Here is a 17703-nt window from a genome sequence, read left to right as displayed (position 1 = left end):
ATAGAGAACGTAGCATTCACTATCTGACCTCAGAGGCGCAAGAGACCGCGATAGAGGACGAAGCGTACACTAACTCGCCCGCAGAGGCGTAAAAGGCCCGTACAGAGAACCGAGCGTTCACTAACTCGCCCGCAGAGGCGCAAAGGGCCCGTATAGAGAACGAAGCGTTCACTAACTCGCCCGCAGAGGCGTAAAAGGCCGCGATAGAGAACGAAGCGTTCACTATCTCGCCTACGTGACGAAAGGTACCGTCCCTGCGCCGTCCACTCATGAGGAGGATGGTTTGTTTACCCAGCTAAAGCTACGCAGCAAATCCAGCTGTGGCAGTTGCTGTGGCAGTTGCCTTGGCAGTTGCAGTGGCAGTTGCTGTGGCAGTTGCCTTGGCAGTTGCCTTGGCAGTTGTTGTAACTATCCACGAATTGGGCACTTTCCACACCCCAATTCGGACACTCCTCACTCACGAAACTCCTCTTTAAGTTGACAAAGCTTTAGTGAGAGGTATAATGAGTAACAACTAAAGCACAATCTGCGATGAAGAGAACAAGTACGCTAGAACAGAGCGCTCCCAGAGAGCCGGTGATTGCTGGAAGCCGGTGTGCCTGTCTTGCGGAATGGATCTTGGAGCTGAGAGCGAAACGACGTTATTGGTATTTAGCGTCCTATGCTCTCCGACTGTTCCCCGTTAATGGAACTGAAGGTATCGTATGTTATGAGCAGGGTTAGAGGCTCTGACGCGATACGAATAAGGGTGGTACCACGGCTTTCTCGTCCCTTGCGGAGGAGGGCTTTTTTTGTGTTTAAAATAAACTGGGGGTTGATTCTTTATGTCTAAATTACGGGTATTGTCTGGTATTCAACCAAGCGGCAAGCTGACACTGGGAAATTACATTGGGGCAATTAAAAATTTCGTTGAGCTGCAAAATGATTACGATAGCTTCTTCATGGTCGTTGATCTACATGCGATTACAGTTCCTCAGGAGCCTGCAGCACTGCGTGAGCAGAGCGAATCAGTAGCTGCTTTGTTCATAGCCGCCGGACTGGATCCTGCGCAAGCAGCGATCTTCATGCAATCCCATGTACCCGCTCACGCGGAGCTTGGATGGTTGCTTACGACTTTAAGCTATATGGGCGAGCTAGAGCGGATGACACAGTACAAAGACAAGTCGGAGGGTAAGGATGCTATTGGAGCAGGACTGCTTGTCTATCCATCACTAATGGCAGCAGATATTCTACTCTACAATTCTAATCTTGTTCCAGTCGGAGATGATCAGAAGCAGCATTTAGAGCTTACCCGCGATTTGGCAGGACGTTTCAATTATCGTTATGGCGATACATTCGTTGTTCCGGAGCCTTTAATTCCTAAGGTCGGAGCAAGAATTATGTCATTGGATGACGGTACCAAAAAAATGAGCAAAAGCAGTCCGAATGTTGGAAGCTATATTGCTCTGCTGGATAGCCCTGAAGATATACGCAAAAAAATCTCCCGAGCCAAAACGGACTTGGGCCGGGAAATTATATTTGACGTTCAGAATAAGCCTGAGGTTAGCAATCTAATGACGATCTTCGCACAATGCTCCGGTCAGACGATTGAGCAGGTGCAAGCCGCTTATGATGGTCAAGGATACGGCGCATTTAAGAAGGACTTAGCTGAGGTTGTTGTCCAAGCTTTAGAGCCGCTGCAAAAAAAATATTCTGAAATTCGATCATCTGGTGAAATTCAACAAATATTGCGTGATGGAGCAGAACGTGCTAACGCTGTGGCGCAATCAACCCTTATTAAAGCTAAGGAAGCGATGGGATTTTTGCCGCAAGTTCGTAAATAACTACTGATTTTTTTTTCTTAGCCTTGCTTTCGTGATGAACCCGAAAGCAATCATGGCAAGGGTGAGAACGCTAAATAATAGGGTTAACCAGCCGTTATTGCTAATGGAGAAAGCAGTCGCGAGTAGGAGAATGACTGAAGCAACTGCGAAAAAAAGCGATAGAGATTTGCTCATAAATTCACCTCCTCGTAAGGCTTATAAAAGCATTCTGAAAAATCATTAAAAGCAAGCATATTTTCCTTCGTTTCTAGCATACTAAGTTGGCAAGCTTGCAAACCAATCATCTAGTCGAAGGGAGATTTTAAATCATGGCATCAAACAACCAGCTAGTTGTACCACAAGCAAGAGCAGCATTGCAAAGTTTGAAGGTCGAAGCAGCTCAATCCTTAGGTGTTCAAATTCCAGCGGACGGATATTACGGTAACGTAACTTCCCGAGATGCAGGTTCCCTCGGTGGATATATCACCAAGAAACTGGTCCAAATCGCTGAGCAACAACTATCCGGTCGCTAAGGACATTGTCCTGCACCGAAAGCCCGGGGCTTGCCTCGGGCTTTTCATATTGTGCGCTTATAGTCTATAAACGTCAAGCGGGAAGCCCGTAAATCAGGCATCCCGCTTGTCAGTTAGTACGTATTCATTTTTAATCTTTTCTCCAAGCGTTCGTCGCTCAGCCATCCTACATAAGATTGCAGAGGGGCATAATTTAGATCCGTCAACACAACAGCAACGAACGGATATTGTTTGCGGTAACGGTAACGAATATCAACCCATTGTACCTCATAACCCCATGTTTGGGTTTTGACATGACCGCAGGGAAAAGGAGTAACGCTTAAGAAAGCTTGTACATCAGCACTCTTCTTCGAAGCCTCAATGGCGGGATGCTCATCGCATTTAAGAACATCAACCCATCTTAGCTTGCCGTTATCCCACTCACCGATGCTATAGGTACAATCCTGCGAAATCCTCACCAGATTCCAGCGATACAAGGAGATAGTAGGGAGTAAAGAGTAACGATCCCCGTTGCTGCCTTCTTTATCTTGCATCGGTATTTTTTTGGCTAGCCGTCGGTGAACCAACGTTCTCCAGCTATAATATACGGCTAGCAAAATATAGAGAACCGGGAAAATAACCTGTGGAGTAGCAATACCCGAAACCCAGAGCAGTATGGCAAGGAGATGGGAGAAAAATATAAAAGGGTCAAAGATATGGATGATGTTCCAAGCAACCCATTGCCTGCTGACTGGGCGAAAAGCTTGCGTTCCGTAAGAGTTAAATAAATCTGCTGTCACATGAACAACTACGGCTAACAATACCCAGAAGCCAATGTGCCACCAGGGGATATCGCGAAAGCTTAGTGAAATGACCGTAGTAATCAATGCAGTCCAGCCTAGAATGGCTGGGAAGGAATGGGACAATCCCCGATGATTTTTGATATAATCGGCATTGCTCTTAAATCTAAGTAAGCCATCTAAATCTGGTGCGTTAGAGCCTACGACCGTGCCGATGAGTATGGCAATGGGACCATAAACGTGGGAAGAGATGACGGGATCAACCATTGCCAATCCACCTAATCCCAAGCCGTACACAAAATGCGTGCCGGTATCCATGTGAAATCAACCTCCTTGTTGCTTCAGTATGGACGTATTAACGCAGAAATATGAAGGGAGTAATGATAAAATTGATCCTTTTCTGTGAATACTTTATTCCGGAAATGCACCGCGAAGCTTATCACGAATGGGTTCAGTCGCATCCTGAGCTTTGGCTAGGAATTAAGCTTCTGGAAAACACGGAGCAGCCCGGAATTTATGTAGAGCTTCAATCGACAGCAACAATAGAAGAAGCCGCTAAATTAGAGAAAGAACGCCGCGAGGGGCGTTCTTGGAATGAAATGATACAATGGGTTAAAGGAAACGATGAAGGCTTGCGTATTTGGATTTTCCGTCCTGTAGCGATCAACGATTAGGATTAGAGCCGAATGGAAGATTATAATTAATGGGCTCATCGAATGTGATATAATCCAGATTCAGAGTAAGGAGTAAGTAGCGTTTGCCCGTAACAGGATCACTAATAATAATATGATCCCGACCGGCAGCTTCCAGCACGCCTTTGAAGATTTTGGCGTTCCACTCGGAGTTATTTTCATAGGTCATATACAGTGTCGCTACTTTACCGAGGTTCATACGAAGAATGTTTTCCACATAGGATTCTTCTTGAGTCGGTGGTGCTGGCAATGTCATGCCGTTTTGCAGGATAGGTACCCCATTGGTGACTGGCGGGGGCGACATACCTTGCATCATCGCCATATTGGGCATAATAGTAGCACCAGGTGTCCCAGTAGACATCATGTTAGAAGCGGGCATTCCCATAGGCATCATAGAAGTAGGTGCTTGATTTTGCGGATAAACCGGCCATGGCATTTTGTTGTACATTGTAAATCCTCCTTGAAATTAAATTAATAAACATTCGGACAATCTTCGGGAGTTGGAATTATCAAGCGCCTATGACTTATGATTTTGCCTTAGGCTACTGTCGCAATACAGTGTATTTCGGGTGCCCGAATTATGTGACTGTAAGCGGCTGGATTTATACGGCAGTTCGCACCATGTTCACAGGCAGTGGCGATTTAATGAACACGGATGAGCGAACATTGTCAATGATTGAAGATATAAGGTATCATTGAACAAACGTCAGGTTATGCAGCTTTGTGATGCATAAAGGAGGAACACCGTGTTTAAAGATCTTGTGGCTCTAACCAAGCCGGGAATTATTCGTATGAATCTAATTGCGGCATTCGGTGGTTACTGGGTCGCTTCCAAATGGGACCTCGCGATATGGCCCTTAATATGGATGCTTCTTGGTTCTGCGCTGACCATGGCTTCCGCTTGTGTTTTCAATAACTATTTGGATCGCGAACATGATTTGAAAATGGAGCGCACGAAAAACAGAGCCCTTCCGCAAAACAGAATGACTCCGAAATTTGTACTTGGTTATGCTGTAGTGCTCGGTATTGTGGGATTAATTGTCCTTTTCGCCCTAGTAAATCCCCTTTCAGGTTGGTTAGGCCTCCTAGGGATGTTCGTCTACGTAGTTATTTATACAATGTGGCTTAAGCGCAGCTCAACCTGGAGCACATCGATAGGCGGAGTGTCCGGCGCGATGCCGCCTGTTATTGGATACTGCGCAGTTACGAATGAAATCGATACAGGTGCATGGATTTTATTCGCCTTGCTATTCTTGTGGCAGCCTGCTCATTTCTGGTCTCTTGCTATAAGACGTAAGGAAGAGTATAGAGCTGCAGGCTACCCCTTATTACCGGTCGTCAAAGGTGTAACCCGTACCAAATGGCAGATGCTCCCGTACATTTTGTTGCTTATTCCTGCTTCTATTCTGATGTACACCTACGACTATGTAGGGATTTATTTTCTCATCCTGTCTGTCGGGATAGCTCTTATTTGGTTGGTCCATGCCATTACTGGATTGGGTACTAAGAACGATGAGAAGTGGGCAAAAGCCGACTTTATGATTTCGATTAATTATTTGATGATTATGTTTCTAACGATGATCTTGGATACGAACGGAGTGTAAAATTTTACAATGGATGATAAATCTAATAATCAATCTAATATTGAACAAGCTCAGCCTTCCACAACGGAGGCTCACGATGAGTCAACCGTTGAAATGCCTTATTCTAATGATTCGAAAAATCAGTCCAAGCAGCAGTCTTGGGTGAAGCGGTATGGATTCTCTTTAATTGTCCTTTGTATGTGTATCGTCATGGGTTATTTCATTCTGGCTCAGCAGAATAAATCGGAGGAGCTGCCAGTGCTTGATCAGGGGGCGGAATTTTCTTATCCGGATACGGATGGGAATACGGTTACTCTGAGCAATACGGATGGCAAGGCTCGGCTGCTTTATTTCTTCTTCGCAAATTGTCCAGACGTATGTCCACCTACGACTGCTTTGATGTCTAAAGTTCAGGACGAGCTAAAGGAAGATGGCGTGTTCGGCAATAAAGTGGAGTTCCTGTCTGTTACAATCGACCCAATGCACGATACAACGGATGTCCTTAAGAAATATGCGAAAATGTTCGATACGGATCCAAGCGGGTGGAAGTTTCTGCGTGGGGACGTTGAGGAAGAGATAGCAGCTTTAGCCAAGAAATATGGCATCTTAGTTGGGAAAGATCCGGATGGTAACTATTTTCATATGAATTTAATTGTGTTGCTTGATAAAAAGGGTCAAATTCGTGATTTGATTAATGCCAATGACTATATCGAGGGAACTAAAACACCAAGCGATATGGCCAAGATGATTAAGAGCCTTCTGTAGCAGGACTTATAATAAAATAGTTAGACATAATACCGCTCGTTTTCCTATTTCAAGTAGGAGGATCGAGCGGTTTTTCATACAGAATATATTCTTGAAGCCCTGCCTTCTCTAATTGCTGTATAAGATATTCCTCCGGAGTACCTTCAACCCCACTATAGCCCCTCCGCGTATAGATATGATCAGCATCTGGAAACACATCACGAAGCACCCCTCGTATTCGACGACCGGATGAGTCAGGGTCCGTGAACAAATAAACATGACGGTTACCGATTTCTTTCCGTAATGTCTCAATGCGGTTTGTACTCAGAGTGCCAAAGGTACAGTAAATTGGGATTTCGGAAGAAAGGACGCGGGAGAGCCGACTTTTGTCGTTCTTTCCTTCGACGATGATGGCAATATTCATAATTATCCTCCGGTGCTGGAACGGCGTAGTGTTGAGTTTAACTAATGATAGTGTACCACGCAACAGAGCCGGATAACATTAAAGGGGCCGCGAGCAGAGCGGCCCGTCTAAGCGCGCAACGAGAATAGGCTTAACAGGCGCGCAGCACGATAACTAAAAGAATAAACAGAACAATCGTAATGGTAGTTGTCGTTCCATAACCGCCTCCGGCAATTTGGGACATGTGCGTCACCCCACTTTAGTAGCTCTAGGATTGGCCATTTACTGGAATTTAGGCTAATGGGCCTTAGGCTATAGGGTATGATATGCCTTTATCTAGGTCTTGACATGTGCAAGTGCCTAGAACAATGGGAAGGAATGAGTCATAGCACAACGTCATCGAGCTCTAATGCCCCGATACTGGCGGAGTTGTTGCACTCGGGTTCCAGTTCTCTTGGAATGAAGAGCGTGGAAACAGCAGAGCTAATGCAATCATTAGGGCAAGAAAAGAAAGAAAATAGGGCGAGAAATGATCTCTGACTGCTCCAGCGGCCACAGGACCTAGGAATGAGCCTATCGATAGAGATATCGACAGGAACGAAAAGGTTCTACCGTAACGAGATGCCCCGCTTAACTGAAGCAGGAAAGAGGTCATAGCCGGGAAGATTACCCCTTTCGCCATACCAATGATGAAGAGCAGCAAGAGAAGAGGGATTGGCCAGTTCGAGGCTAAGCCATAGTAACAAATAGCGAGCAGCAGAACGCCTACAATTGTACGAGAGTAGGGTAAATAACGATTGAGGAATAGCATTCCTAATGTAACAAGCGCACCCAGACTCACGATAGAAAATAAAATACCCGTAGTCATAATAGTCTGGCTGCCTGAGCCGCGAAGTGGTAATTCAAATGACAAAATACCTTGAGCGCACGAGAGTCCCACCGGTAATGCGAAAATAGACCATGGAAATCGAGAGCTAGAAGATCCACTGCCTTCCACTGCAATCGCGGGTGAGGGATTGACAGGCTTGGTCTTCTTAGCAACAGCAGCAATTTCTTCCGCAGTTCTAGAAGGCTCCTTCACAAACCATAAGGAAGCTATACCTGTAAACAGTAGAACCCATCCCAGAATGGCAAATGAGTGGGCAAAACCGACCGTTGCTGCCAGATAGGCGCCTGCTGCTGGAGAAACGACGGATGCTATCGTGTGCACAAGTCCATTGCCAGCCATAAGCTTTCCTTGGTGAATGTGATCCCTTGCAAGTCTGGCTAGCAGAGACATACAAGCCGGCGACAGGAAGGCCAAGACGAATCCACTAATTGAGCGGATATACAGGAGCTGCCACGGATCAGTTACACGGGATTGGAATAGCAATAAAATTCCTGCACCGGTTAGACTTGCAGCAATAAACAATCGGCTGCCGAAGCGGTCAACCGCGAAGCCGGCTATCAAGTTTCCGGGCAGATGCGTCAAAGAGTACATCCCCATGACCAAGCCAATGAAAGAGGGTGCAGCGCCCATAGAAACGGCGAAAGGGGTTAGCATCGGGTATTGGGCATGCAAATCAAAAAAAGCGACAAACAAAAATAAATAAAGCCATACGGCGGTTTTCAATAGCCGTTACCTCCTTTTATGGGGATGTTAGTACCCCTTGTCCGCAAGAGCGGCTTATCCTACTTTTACGTAGCTTGGACCGCGGATATGACGGTCGTTTACGTGGACTACGGCATTACGGTATAATAGGTGCATTATGGATATCGAAAAATTGCTTTTTTATGGGGGAGATTATATGAATTTGGATACGGATTTGTGGGTTCAATTTTTGAAGGACAATTGGCTTATTGTAGTTGCAGCTATTGTGGCTATATTTGTCATTATGAAATTAGTTAAAACCGTGATTAAATGGATATTGATAGCTGCTATTATCATTGGGATTGTTACATACGGAGGATACAGCATAGATGATATCGAGAAGATCGGTAGCAAGGTAACGAGCGAGGCCAAGGATCAAGCGATTAAAGCGATGGCTGGTGAAGCAAGTAAGGCTACCTATGTCAATAACAAGGACGGTAGCTATTCTATAACAACAACTAATTTAGAGCTTAATGGCATACCTAATTCTGGTGAAGTGACCGTGAAGCTTAAAGGTGTATCTTTGGGAACTTGGAAAATGGAAGGCGCTGTTCGCGATTTTGTGGTCAAAGCAAGAGCTTCGGCTACTAAGTAATACGAATGAACGGCGATGGGTGAACAATGTTAGATGCTAATCTGGTAACATGGCTGCTAGTAATTGTCGTCGTCTTCTCCTTAATTCAAGGAGTAAGGCGAGGGGCTTCTGGCTCGGTCAGGCAGCTCTTGTTTTTCCTAGTGGGTGCAGTAGTAGCTATTCTTGCAGTTGTGCTGTCAGCAATGGCAGCATGGGCGGTCTCTCCGCATCTGCAGACTTGGCTATTAGAGCGTAGCTTAGTTCGTCCAGAGCCTAACACCTCGTTGTTCAAGCAGTTTGGATACACGGCATTATCAGGACTTCGTGACTTACCATTGTTTCGATTTGCTGCTTTATTTCTTGTGTTTCACACAATCATTCGACTTGCTACAGCGCTGTTTACCCGTGTCTTGGCCTCTGTCATCTCGTTTCCCTTCTCCATTGTGCCAACAGGGGGATCGGTGAGCCGTTCGGTAGGGGGCTTAATCGGAACAGCCCTTGGCACAGGTAGAGCTTTGTTGTTTACATCACTGCTATTCGCATATTGCGCCTTATTTCCGCAAGGTCCTATGACAGATTATATTCAACAATCCACCTTGTATCGGGAGGTTGCCTCCCAAGTTATACGTCCGGCTGCGGGAAATATGTTAGAGAAACAGCTACCTGTTTTTGCACAAGCGATGTCCAGTGAGCTGGATCAGCTATGGCAGAAACGCTACGATGTCATCGATGCCGATCTGCCAGATGATATTGTGCAAGCTGCAATTTCGGTTACTAAAGGTAAAGATGGAGATGAGGATAAGGCGCGTGCTTTATATGATTGGGTAGGAAGCAGAGTGACTTACGACAACGAGAAAGTGAAAGCCTATGAAGAGCAAGGCGATTGGTGGGAACAGAACCCGGAACATACTTTTACTACCCGTAAGGGAGTATGTATTGATTATGCTAGGCTCTATGCAGCAATGGCTAGAGCTGTCAATTTAGATGTTCGGGTTGTAACAGGGCTAGGCTATGATGGTCGCGGAGGGTATGGCCCTCACGCTTGGAATGAGGTTTATCTAACAGAACAGCAGCGATGGTTACCTTTGGACTCTACTTGGGCAAAGTCGGGCAACTGGTTTGATACGTCCGATTTTACCGATACACATATACGGCAAGGAGGAATTACCGGGTGAGCAGTAACCTTACAGAAGAAGAGCAGAAGCGAGAGCTTAGAAATCGCAGGCATTTTAGCTTCCGTCTCAATGTTTTTTTCTTTTTTACGTTTTTTGTTTTTTCGATGTTAATCGTCAGATTAGCTTATTTGCAGTTCGTCGAAGGTCCTTCCTTAAGGGAAAGAGAGCATGAGATTGGTACAAGACCGGTTGCAGTACCACCTATTCGTGGAAACATCTATGATTCAGAAGGAAGGGCTATTGCTTACTCGATTTCTACGCAATCGTTATATTATACATTGGATACGAAGACGAAGAAGGAAGCAGGTCAAGCTTTGGCAAGGAGCCTTGTTGAGGTATTTGACAGGTTAGGCGATAAGAAAGCAAAGCCGATTACGGCAGAAGATGTCTATGATGATATGGATTTTACGGGGAGGGTGCACTATCCTTACCAGCCACGTCGAATTAAATCGGGCTTAACCAAAGAAGAAATCGCTTATTTCTCGGAAAATAGAGAGCAATTTAAGGGCATTGATGTTATCGAGGAGAGTATTCGCCAATATAGTCCAGACCAGGTAGCGGTGCAATTGGTCGGGTATATGAAGAAATTGAGCGGTGCAACGAGCATACCTAAATATAAGGAAATTAATAAAGACCAGCCAGATAGAACGATGCAGTATTTGGAATCCGAGGCCGTCGGAGTGGATGGACTTGAGTACATGTACCAGGACGAGCTGAGAGGCCGAAATGGTGTTAAGGAATACCCGGTAGATAAGGATAGCTTAATTATTGGTCCGATGAAGCTAACGAAGCCAATCAAAGGCGAGAATTTGTATTTGACGATTAATAAAGACATTCAATTGATTGCACAGCAAGCTATTACGGATCAAATTAAAAAAATACGTAACTCATCCAGTAAACAGGAAAAAGCTAACGCAACGACTGGATACGCAGTAGCTATGGAGGTTGAGACTGGTAAAATCGTAGCTATGGCAAGTATGCCGGACTATGATCCAAGCGTCTGGCAGGGGGGCATTAGCCAGAAGGATCTTGATGCTGTACAGTTTTTCCAATATAACGGCGCGATTAGAGAAGTATTCCCACCCTACACGGATGATAAGGAGCGTAAAAATCATCCTTCCTCGCTCGTATATTTGGGATCAACACAGAAGCCATTGTCCATCCTTGTTGGTCTAAACGAAAAGCTGTTTACAACGTCTACTAGATACAATGATATTGGCTACTTTGAATTTGGTAAAGAAGGGCACAAGGTAAAGGTCCGTAATGCCAGTAATGCAGTGAATGGCTCGATTAACGCGACACAAGCTATAGCAAAGTCATCTAATGCGTTCATGTCGGCGATGGTGGGTAACAATTTGAACATAAAATATAAAGGTGCCGAAGGAGTAAATGTATGGGACAGATACATGAAACAGTTTGGTCTAGGCGTTACGACTGGTAGCCTCTTGCCTAACGAGTCGGCAGGCGTCGTGGATTATTTTCATGAAGCTGATAAAGCAAGCTCGCAATCCGCCCTTGTACGGGCTGCGTGGGGGCAGCAAGGCCGGTATACGGCGCTTCAGCTAGCACAATACACGGCAACCTTGGCCAGCCATGGCAAAAGAATGAGGCCGCAGTTCGTCAATGAGATTAGAGATGTCGATGGTAATGTAACACAGCCGTTTCAAGCCGAGGTTCTAAACACAGTCGATTTTTCTAAGTCTTATTGGGACGCGATTGAAGCAGGTATGGGTCAGGTTAAAGTGCAGGGCTTTGAGGGTGTTCCTTACACGTTTTTACGTAAAACGGGAACCTCCCAGCAGGCTGTAGGAAATCAACCGAAGGTTGAGAATGCCGTGTTCATTGCTTATGCACCTGCCGTTAAACCTAAATTGGCCGTTGCTGTTATCATTCCCGAAGGTGGTTATGGAGGTTGGGGTGCTGCCCCAATCGCACGTAAAATCTTCGATGCCTATGATGAGAAGATTGGATTGTCAGGGACACCTCGTAAGCCAGTCGTACCAACGGATATTGAAGAAACTGTTGCTGAGCAATAGCAATAGAGTATGGAATAGTTTAGGGGCTAATCTAATGACCGCTATAGTGGCTTAGATTAGCCCCTTTTCATTTAAGTAAAATGTTGCGCAAGGTAAAGAATTTTGCATAGTATAAAAATAAACTAAATACACAAAATGCCGTTTCATCTCAGATGGGAAGGAGAGGTTACCAGTGAAGAGAGCAAAGCCACCATCGATTAAACGATTCATCTGGACTTTGGTTTTTCTTGCGACGACGGTAATTGTATTTATAGTCATTGGCTAACCCCAAACGAGAATTCATTCCAACATTAATTTTAATTCCTACGTCTAAATGTGATAGAATGACGTTAATTGTAGAAGGCAAAGGGCAATGGGGAGTGGATTAATCAATTGGCAAATCAGATGGGGAAATATCGACTGCTGGCGTTAGATTTAGATGGCACGTTACTGAATGATCGTAGTGAAATTAGTGAAACAAACGCGAAATGGGTGAAGCATGCTGTCGACGCTGGCGTTACAGTGTGCGTATCTACGGGGCGCGGATTTGTTAGCGCCCTTCCTTTTGCAGAGCAGCTAGGCTTGGATACACCGATGATTACAGTCAACGGAGGAGAGATCTGGACCAAGCCGCATGCGATTCATCGCCGGACGCTGCTCGATTCAGAGAAGGTCATGAAGCTGCATGCTTTAGCGGAAAAATACGGTGAGGTATGGTTTTGGGCGTATACGACCGAAGATATCTATAACAAGGAACGTTGGGTTGGAGATACATTCTCCCGCAACTGGCTGAAGTTCGGATATTACACGGAGGATACGGATATCCTTAGTGAAATTCTTAAGGAAATCCAAGCTTGGGACGGGCTCGAAATAAGTAACTCCTCACCATACAATATTGAAATCAATCCACAGGGCGTTTCTAAGGCGACAGCACTTATGGAAGTATGCCGGTTGCTTGGGTACGATATGTCCGAGGTTGTTGCGGTTGGTGACAGTATGAACGATATTGCTGCTATAAGGGCCTCAGGGCTCGGTGTGGCTATGGGGAATGCACAGGATGAGGTAAAGGCGGCTGCGAATGTCGTGACGGGCAGCAACCAAGAGCACGGCGTTGCGCAGGTCATTCAAAATTATGTACTGAGGTCGTGATTTCTCATGGACATACTAGGATGGCTCATTATCGTAGCGCTTTTCGTCGTAGGAATGGCTGGAGCCATTTATCCGATACTACCTGGGGCACTGGCTATATATGCTGCATTTTTCGTATACGGATGGTTTTTTACATTTAAGCCTTTCGGATTTTGGTTTTGGAGCATCCAGACCATTATAGTCGTCGTATTATTCGTAGCGGATTACATGGTCAACGCGTGGGGAGTTAAGAAGTACGGGGGATCTCGTGCATCTGTTATCGGAAGTACTATTGGTATTCTCATCGGTCCCTTCGTTATTCCGGCATTCGGGCTCATTATTGGGCCGTTGGCGGGGGCAATGCTTGGCGAGCTCATACACGGCTCTTCTATGAGTAGGGCTCTTAAAGTAGGCTGGGGCTCCTTACTTGGATTATTTAGCAGCATAGTTGTTAAGATTATTTTGCAGGCGGTAATGATTGTAATCTTTGTTATATGGCTAATTGCTTAATAAAATCGAGGAGTGATGACATGACCCGCGTTACCGTATGGAACGAATATAGGCATGAACAGATTCACGATGAGGTTCGCAATGTATATCCCGATGGCATTCACTCTACAATCGCAGAAGGCTTGGAAGCGGCTGAGCAAGGCTTTGCTGTGCGCACGGCAACTCAACCAGAGCCAGAGCATGGCTTAACGCAGGAAGTGCTGGATAATACGGATGTATTAGTATGGTGGGGGCATATGGCGCATGATGAGGTGGAGGATTACATCGTTAATCGTGTGCACGAGCGCGTTATGAATGGGATGGGACTCATTGTTTTACATTCCGGACATTTCTCGAAAATATTCAAGAAGCTTATGGGTACAGGCTGTGATTTGAAGTGGCGTGAAGCGAATGAGAAGGAGCGTATTTGGACTGTTGATCCTGCCCATCCAATCGCTGAAGGCATTCCTGAATACTTCGAGCTAAAGCCAGAGGAAATGTACGGAGAGCATTTTGACATTCCTGCACCGGACGAGCTTGTATTCATCAGTTGGTTTGAAGGTGGAGAGGTTTTCCGCAGCGGCTGTACATTCCGTCGTGGGCAAGGGAAAATATTTTATTTCCGTCCTGGTCATGAAACCTATCCAACCTACTATCATCCGATTGTGCGCCGGATTATTGCTAATGGCGTGAAGTGGGCGGTTCCTTCCGGTGCTGCACGTCCTGTTCGTGGAAACCACAAGCCGTTAGAAACCATTAACTAATTATAAGTAAAGAGGTCCAGGTCCCCTTGAAAAAAGACACGTTACTTAAAGGTACGCTTATCCTTGCCGCCGCCGCGCTTGTCGCACGGGCTTTAGGCATTTTCCAGCGGGTGCCGTTGGATTATTTAATGGGCGATTTAGGCAATATTTATTTCGCCAATGCGAACAATATTTATTTGCTCCTACTCATTGTGGCAACGGCGGGCATCCCGAGCGCTGTCAGCAAAATGGTGTCAGGTCGTTACGCAATTGGTCGAATATCAGAAGCACAGCAGGTTTACCGAGCTGCGCTTCTGTTCGGGGCCATTGCAGGTCTTGTTATTACGATTGGTCTGTGGCTGCTAGCTCCGTTTATTGCTAAGACGATTCTAGATGAGCCTAACGCTTCTTCGGCTATTAGAGCTATCGCACCCTCTCTGCTGTTATTTCCGATAATAGCGATGATGAGAGGTTATTTTCAAGGTCGACAATTCATGACGGCAGGCGGAGTATCACAGATCGTAGAGCAGATTCTACGGGTATTCGCTGCAGTTGTTATCGCATTTGCGGTGTATTCCATGGATTCCACCAATGATAAGAGTATAGCTTCAGGGGCGTCATTAGGTAGTGTGTTTGGAAGTATCGGAGCTTTTGGAGTTATGCTGTATTTTGCTCGAAAGCTTAAAACGAGTGATCGACTGGATGGATCGAATGCTGGACAGGACTCTTCAAGGCGCCTTGAATTGCGTACTATATATCGGGAGCTATTCCAGCTATCCATTCCGATTGTAATGACCGCCGTAACTGTTCAATTGCTGTATACATTGGACAACCTGATGGTGAAATCACTAACTAAAGGTCATTATGATTTAGAGCTTATTAATCATTGGGCGGCCGTTCTAGGTATGAATGCACAGTCTATAGCGGGTATTCCTGTAATTCTTGCCGTAGCACTTAGTCAGTCAATTATTCCGATTATTTCCTCGGCACATGCGACGGGAGATCGTGAACGCGTTGGTCGACAAGCTTCATTAGCAGTAAGAATAGCGCTTTACAGTGGGATGCCAGTAGTGCTAATCCTTGGGGTAGGCGCTTATAGTGTGAATGGGTTTTTATTTCAGAGTGCTAAAGGCAGCGCGATCGTTGCCATGTTAACACTCGGGACTTTATTCCAGATCGGTATGATGGTTACCAATTCAATTCTACTTGGAATTGGTGAGCCTAAGAAGGCGACGATGCATGCTATAACGGGCGTGCTTATTAAAATTGTTCTTAGCTTCGCATTGGCTCCGTACTTTGGTATTTACGGTATTATTGCGGCAACAACGATTTGCTTTATATGGGCATTATCCTTTAATATTCTTAGCCTTCGTAAAAGAACACAATTCAAAGTCATCGGAAACAGATGGCCGGCATTTATTTTAACGACCGGAATCGTTGGGGCAGCGCTTGCTTTTGTTGAGTGGGCGGTTATAGCGATTTGTGATGGCCTTCCGCAGAAATTAATGTTTTTCTTATCCTGCTCGGCTATGGGAATAGTACTGCTAGTGCTGTACCCGTTACTGCTTGTCTATCTAAAAGTTGTCTCGTCTGAGGAAATTGCGACTTATCCACGACCTGTTCGCCGGTTGCTCGCACCTTTCATGAAGCTACGCTCAAGAAGCACTGCTTCCTGAAGCTTGCTCTGACCGAATAAATGCTCATGAGTCATATCTATTACTCGAGGCAGCTTAATGGAGGTCAGGTGAGAAAGCACATTTAAGTCCTGATACCAATCTTTCTCAGTTGCTTGCTTAAGTGGTCGATTCGGCCAAGCTTCCAAGAGGCTGGGGCTAAACCAGCGACTTGAAATAGGGTCGGCGGTGCTGTCTGTTAACTCAGATGTATCGTCGGCTTTATTGTTATGATCATGGGCTGGAGTAAAACGATGGGGCCAGTAATCAGCTCTTGATCCCGTGTGGGGAATTCGCTCTGCAAAAGCGATGGCGGCTTTCAGTATATTTGGATAGCCATAGAGAATTCCGTACAGGCATTTGCCGAACTCGATTCTTTCGTTCAAATCCCGAAAATTTTCCAGAACCCTGCCGACTAGACGTAACGGAATATTTCTTTTAGCACGCGGTTCTCTCCATAAAGGAAATACAATCTGATTTAATTGCAGTAGAGGCTGGCTTCGAAAGGCTAAGGAATGGAAGATCTCGTGCTCATATGTGTCATCTTCTACAACACGAGCTTGAATAAAGTGCTGTTCGTTTATGATGAGAGCCTCCGTTAACGGAATCGGATTGCCATCTTGCCAGAATGTATTCCAGAACGGAACCATGAAGGCGGAAACACCGAATTGCGGGAGCAAGTAAAAGAGATTACGACCGATCCGCTTACTCTCGATATATAATCTAAGCTGTGGGTAGGCATCGCTGAAAATAAGACAATTACAGGCTTCTAGTAGTTCGAAAATCAAGCTTATCTTTTGTTCATCCAGTAATTGTGGGTGCCATTGTCCGCGTAAATCGGTCATATTCCAGCCGCCATTTCGGGACACTAGGTGAGCTAGTAATGCCCAATGAAGCTCAGGAAACGATTTGAAGATGGTTAAGTAGGCATCAGTCCGAGTCAGGTTATTCAAGTTTAATAATGCAGTCTCGCTGCGAATGTGGCTGCACAGCTCTGTGTCGCTGATACTACTAAGTCTGCCGTCATCGTTGTGGAGTGGAGCGACTAATAGGCTTGAATAATGCTGCGTCAGCTCTTGATCAAGGGGCAACGGCAAATGGCGGCGGGTGAGCAGGTAGGAATTCCACAGGCCGCTAGCTTTTTCTACAACTCCAGACACCAAGTAACCCGATGCTTGCAATAGCTTGATCAATCTATTTTCTGTTCGCGGGACATCATTCAAGACTATGTATGCTCCTTCGAGGGGATTTCATGAATTCGGAATGGGTAAAAAGTCATTTGTCGAATATCGTGCGTTAAGTATTATTTTATTATTCATCTGAAAATGATACAGTAAGAGCAGACAATGAAGGTAGGGATCACAGTGGAAAAAATAAAGAGTGAAGCCGCATTTCGTGAATACGTAGGGGAAGACCGTCTGACAGTAGTTATCTTCAAAACAACATGGTGTAAGGACTGCCATTATATCGAGCCATTTATAGCTGACGTTGAGGCTGCCTATGCTGATCGCTTGACGCTGGTGGAGATTGATCGGGACGACATGCCAGATCTATGTAGCGAGCTTAATATTCTGGGCATCCCAAGCTTTATCGCGTTCCGTCAAGGTCAAGAGCTTGTTAGATTCGTAAATAAGCTGCGCAAAACACGTGAAGAAATTGAGCAGTTTCTTGATCGTGCAGTTGAAGTTTCAAGTGCATTAACTAGCAAGTAGTAATTGCTGGGATAGCTTTTCAAACATA

At 45.5% G+C, this 17703-nt stretch carries 21 protein-coding genes and 1 other annotated feature; of the genes, 13 read left to right on the top strand and 8 right to left on the bottom strand.

What is annotated here, in order from left to right; translation table 11 throughout:
* Positions 1-301: 301 nt before the first annotated feature.
* Positions 302-427, bottom strand: coding sequence for a hypothetical protein (locus tag KCTCHS21_RS31975; protein WP_269472727.1), 126 nt, complete (start codon positions 425-427; stop codon positions 302-304).
* Positions 428-522: 95 nt separating this feature from the next.
* Positions 523-776 (top strand) — a binding site (T-box leader).
* A 48-nt stretch (positions 777-824) separates the two neighbouring features.
* Here KCTCHS21_RS31975 and trpS point away from each other — a divergent pair.
* Complete coding sequence (gene trpS / locus KCTCHS21_RS22270; protein ID WP_130613544.1) at positions 825-1823, top strand: tryptophan--tRNA ligase; 999 nt, start codon at positions 825-827, stop codon at positions 1821-1823.
* Here the strand turns inward: trpS and KCTCHS21_RS30960 are convergent, their stop codons facing one another.
* The gene (locus KCTCHS21_RS30960) at positions 1824-1997 is read right to left on the bottom strand and encodes a DUF5325 family protein (protein ID WP_157994102.1); all 174 of its coding nucleotides are present in this window, start codon (positions 1995-1997) and stop codon (positions 1824-1826) included.
* 134 nt (positions 1998-2131) lie between these two features.
* On the opposite strand from KCTCHS21_RS30960, the gene KCTCHS21_RS22265 reads away from it, so the two are divergent.
* Positions 2132-2335, top strand: a complete 204-nt coding sequence (locus KCTCHS21_RS22265; RefSeq protein ID WP_130613542.1) for an alpha/beta-type small acid-soluble spore protein — start codon at positions 2132-2134, stop codon at positions 2333-2335.
* 113 nt (positions 2336-2448) lie between these two features.
* Here the strand turns inward: KCTCHS21_RS22265 and KCTCHS21_RS22260 are convergent, their stop codons facing one another.
* Positions 2449-3432 carry a metal-dependent hydrolase gene (locus KCTCHS21_RS22260; protein WP_130613540.1) on the bottom strand — a complete coding sequence of 328 codons (984 nt, stop codon included), beginning with the start codon at positions 3430-3432 and terminating at the stop codon, positions 2449-2451.
* Positions 3433-3494: 62 nt separating this feature from the next.
* Here KCTCHS21_RS22260 and KCTCHS21_RS22255 point away from each other — a divergent pair, with 62 nt between their 5' ends.
* The gene (locus KCTCHS21_RS22255; protein ID WP_130613538.1) at positions 3495-3788 is read left to right on the top strand and encodes a hypothetical protein; all 294 of its coding nucleotides are present in this window, start codon (positions 3495-3497) and stop codon (positions 3786-3788) included.
* Here the strand turns inward: KCTCHS21_RS22255 and gerQ are convergent.
* Entirely contained in the window at positions 3778-4254 is a 477-nt protein-coding gene (gerQ, locus tag KCTCHS21_RS22250; protein ID WP_232057921.1) for a spore coat protein GerQ, read from the bottom strand. The genes KCTCHS21_RS22255 and gerQ overlap by 11 nt on opposite strands.
* 298 nt (positions 4255-4552) lie before the next feature.
* On the opposite strand from gerQ, the gene cyoE reads away from it, so the two are divergent.
* Complete coding sequence (gene cyoE, locus KCTCHS21_RS22245; protein ID WP_130613536.1) at positions 4553-5410, top strand: heme o synthase; 858 nt, start codon at positions 4553-4555, stop codon at positions 5408-5410.
* 9 nt (positions 5411-5419) lie between these two features.
* A complete protein-coding gene (locus KCTCHS21_RS22240; protein ID WP_130613534.1) occupies positions 5420-6154 on the top strand; it encodes an SCO family protein in 735 nt (244 codons plus the stop codon).
* A 49-nt stretch (positions 6155-6203) separates the two neighbouring features.
* Here KCTCHS21_RS22240 and KCTCHS21_RS22235 read toward each other — a convergent pair whose 3' ends face one another.
* From KCTCHS21_RS22235 to KCTCHS21_RS22225, 3 genes are all read right to left on the bottom strand, one after another.
* Complete coding sequence (locus tag KCTCHS21_RS22235; protein ID WP_130613532.1) at positions 6204-6557, bottom strand: toprim domain-containing protein; 354 nt, start codon at positions 6555-6557, stop codon at positions 6204-6206.
* Positions 6558-6687: 130 nt separating this feature from the next.
* Positions 6688-6780: a YjcZ family sporulation protein gene (locus KCTCHS21_RS22230; protein WP_130613530.1), complete on the bottom strand. Its 93-nt coding sequence runs from the start codon at positions 6778-6780 to the stop codon at positions 6688-6690.
* Positions 6781-6942: 162 nt separating this feature from the next.
* Entirely contained in the window at positions 6943-8148 is a 1206-nt protein-coding gene (locus KCTCHS21_RS22225) for an MFS transporter (protein WP_130613528.1), read from the bottom strand.
* A gap of 175 nt (positions 8149-8323) precedes the next feature.
* On the opposite strand from KCTCHS21_RS22225, the gene KCTCHS21_RS22220 reads away from it, so the two are divergent.
* The 7 genes from KCTCHS21_RS22220 (at position 8324) to KCTCHS21_RS22190 (ending at position 15966) form a co-directional block, all read left to right on the top strand.
* Positions 8324-8761 (top strand): hypothetical protein, encoded by a 438-nt coding sequence (locus KCTCHS21_RS22220; RefSeq protein ID WP_130613526.1) that lies wholly within the window; start codon positions 8324-8326, stop codon positions 8759-8761.
* Between the two features lie 26 nt (positions 8762-8787).
* Positions 8788-9915, top strand: a complete 1128-nt coding sequence (locus tag KCTCHS21_RS22215; protein WP_130613524.1) for a transglutaminase domain-containing protein — start codon at positions 8788-8790, stop codon at positions 9913-9915.
* A complete protein-coding gene (locus KCTCHS21_RS22210) occupies positions 9912-11951 on the top strand; it encodes a peptidoglycan D,D-transpeptidase FtsI family protein (RefSeq protein ID WP_130613522.1) in 2040 nt (679 codons plus the stop codon). Before KCTCHS21_RS22215 ends, KCTCHS21_RS22210 begins: the two co-directional genes overlap by 4 nt.
* A gap of 384 nt (positions 11952-12335) precedes the next feature.
* Positions 12336-13079, top strand: coding sequence for a Cof-type HAD-IIB family hydrolase (locus tag KCTCHS21_RS22205; protein WP_130613520.1), 744 nt, complete (start codon positions 12336-12338; stop codon positions 13077-13079).
* Positions 13080-13085: 6 nt separating this feature from the next.
* Positions 13086-13568, top strand: coding sequence for a DUF456 domain-containing protein (locus KCTCHS21_RS22200; RefSeq protein ID WP_130613518.1), 483 nt, complete (start codon positions 13086-13088; stop codon positions 13566-13568).
* Between the two features lie 20 nt (positions 13569-13588).
* A complete protein-coding gene (locus tag KCTCHS21_RS22195) occupies positions 13589-14311 on the top strand; it encodes a ThuA domain-containing protein (RefSeq protein WP_130613516.1) in 723 nt (240 codons plus the stop codon).
* 26 nt (positions 14312-14337) lie between these two features.
* Positions 14338-15966 carry a putative polysaccharide biosynthesis protein gene (locus tag KCTCHS21_RS22190; protein WP_130613514.1) on the top strand — a complete coding sequence of 543 codons (1629 nt, stop codon included), beginning with the start codon at positions 14338-14340 and terminating at the stop codon, positions 15964-15966.
* On the opposite strand, the gene KCTCHS21_RS22185 is transcribed toward KCTCHS21_RS22190, so the two are convergent.
* On the bottom strand, positions 15897-17186 hold the full coding sequence (locus KCTCHS21_RS22185; protein ID WP_157994101.1) for a DUF2515 family protein: 1290 nt from the start codon (positions 17184-17186) through the stop codon (positions 15897-15899). The two genes, KCTCHS21_RS22190 and KCTCHS21_RS22185, sit on opposite strands and share 70 nt — an antisense overlap.
* A gap of 141 nt (positions 17187-17327) precedes the next feature.
* Between KCTCHS21_RS22185 and KCTCHS21_RS22180 the strand changes: the two genes are divergently transcribed.
* On the top strand, positions 17328-17675 hold the full coding sequence (locus KCTCHS21_RS22180; RefSeq protein WP_130616652.1) for a thioredoxin family protein: 348 nt from the start codon (positions 17328-17330) through the stop codon (positions 17673-17675).
* Positions 17676-17703: the final 28 nt, after the last annotated feature.

The sequence above is a fragment of the Cohnella abietis genome, from assembly GCF_004295585.1.
GTDB classification, from domain to species: Bacteria; Bacillota; Bacilli; order Paenibacillales; family Paenibacillaceae; genus Cohnella; species Cohnella abietis.
The sequence above is the reverse complement of the archived record's forward strand: the minus strand, read 5'-3'. Positions and strand labels throughout refer to the sequence as shown.